Below are 1,674 nucleotides of genomic sequence, written 5' to 3' on the forward strand. Positions count from 1 at the left end.
ACCCTTGCCTGGCCCCAGGCCCAAAAAAAAATACCACCCCCATGGTGCCCGCCACCACTTACCGACTGCATCCTTAACCCGTCAATATTTACAAAAGAGTTTTCATAACCATACCAGCGCCATGTGGTGGAAGCGCCGATGGGATCCATAATTTTTTCTTTCAACACAACAGGTAAAGGTGTACGCCAAACCTGCAGTAAGGAATAGGCAAGAAGATTTACCCTTACATCGTTGTATTTAAAAAACGTACCGGGCTCATTCAGTTTTCTGTTTCTCCATTCATCAATACCTCCCTGCTTGGGTGGCCTGTCAGCCCAATCGTTCAATTCAAAAAGCATTCCGCTCCAGTCAGATGATTGCGTTAATAAATGATCCCAACTAATGGTGGAATTGTGCTCACCTTTATAAGTGCCATCCCACACATAATTTATTACTTTATCATGTACATTTTTTATCAATCCATTATCTATAGCCAAGCCTGCAGTAGTTGATAAAAAACTTTTCGTTGCACTAAAACTCATGTCCACACGATTTACATCCCCCCATTGTGCTACTATGTAACCATTTTTAATAACCAGTCCTGCAGGTCTACCTCTTTCTTTCATAGGTCCTAATATTTTGTAATCCGGTTCATTGCTGTATGCTTTCAGGTTTGCAATGCGCAGGTCTCTTTCCACTTTATTTTCATTTGATAACGCAAAATTTACTGCACTATCCAACAACTGTTTGTTCATCTTCATTTCCGTGGCGGTTCTTACCTGCCATGCTGTATCAGGATAATAAAGCGTTTGCGCATTTGCAGATGAAAAATGTATGAACAGAAAGGAAAAAATAATCTTGATCTTGTTTCTCATTTAAAAGAATATTAGTGGATGAAATTATAGGAAGATGGTATTTGTTGAGGGGCCTTTTTCTTTTAGTTTTTTATGTAACATTGTCAATTGAATTTGATAAATGGTAATATATTAAATCAGGTTCTGTATTATCATTTTTATTTGAATTCCTAAACGATAACTTCTCCAACAGCTTTATGGAACGCTGGTTATCTCTGTGAAAGATTGCTTCTATATTTTGAACTTTAATTGTATTGAATGCATAATCAATAACTTTTTCAACCGCTTCCTTCATTATTCCTGTCCCTTGAAAATTTGTCAATAATTCATAACCAATTTCGCACTTGTCATTTTCTTCTGAAAAGCTAAAAAGACAAACTGTCCCAATCACTATATTTTTGTCACTCAAAGTTATTGCCCAATAGATGGAGTCGTTCTTCTTAACATTCTCATTAATCGTCTTTATAAAATTCCTCGCATCCTCATTTGTTTTACTTAATTGTCTGCCGAGATATTTATTTATTTCTTTGTCCGAACGTATAGTAAAAATTTCTTGTTCGTCATTAATCAGCATTTGTCTGAGCGTAAGCCTTTCGGTTGTCAAAATTGGAAAAGGGGTGAAAGTTTTGTGTAACATTTTTGTATTATTTGGCTTGTTAAAATCTATGGTCATAGTAGGCAAAACGATAGCTCTTTCTGCAGGTGTAGAATTTAAAATTGATCTGCCCGTAACCGCAACTTGCCTTTTGATAAAGATAAATATAAGACCCAATGTTCGGCTATGTTGTTCGAAACCCGAACGAAAGCCTGGGTAGGCAGAACTGTTGATTGTTGCAACTTC

The 1,674-nt window shown here is 36.7% G+C and carries 2 protein-coding genes; both read right to left on the reverse strand.

Annotated features, from left to right (window positions below; translation table 11 throughout):
• On the reverse strand, positions 1–854 hold an 854-nt coding region (locus H7254_RS20710; RefSeq protein WP_301934787.1), incomplete at its 3' end, for a serine hydrolase.
• Between the two features lie 70 nt (positions 855–924).
• Positions 925–1,674: GNAT family N-acetyltransferase (locus H7254_RS20715; RefSeq protein WP_301934788.1), on the reverse strand; the 750-nt coding region annotated here is incomplete at its 5' end.

Origin of the sequence: Ferruginibacter sp. (genome assembly GCF_014377975.1) — a bacterium.
Classification (GTDB): domain Bacteria; phylum Bacteroidota; class Bacteroidia; order Chitinophagales; family Chitinophagaceae; genus Ferruginibacter.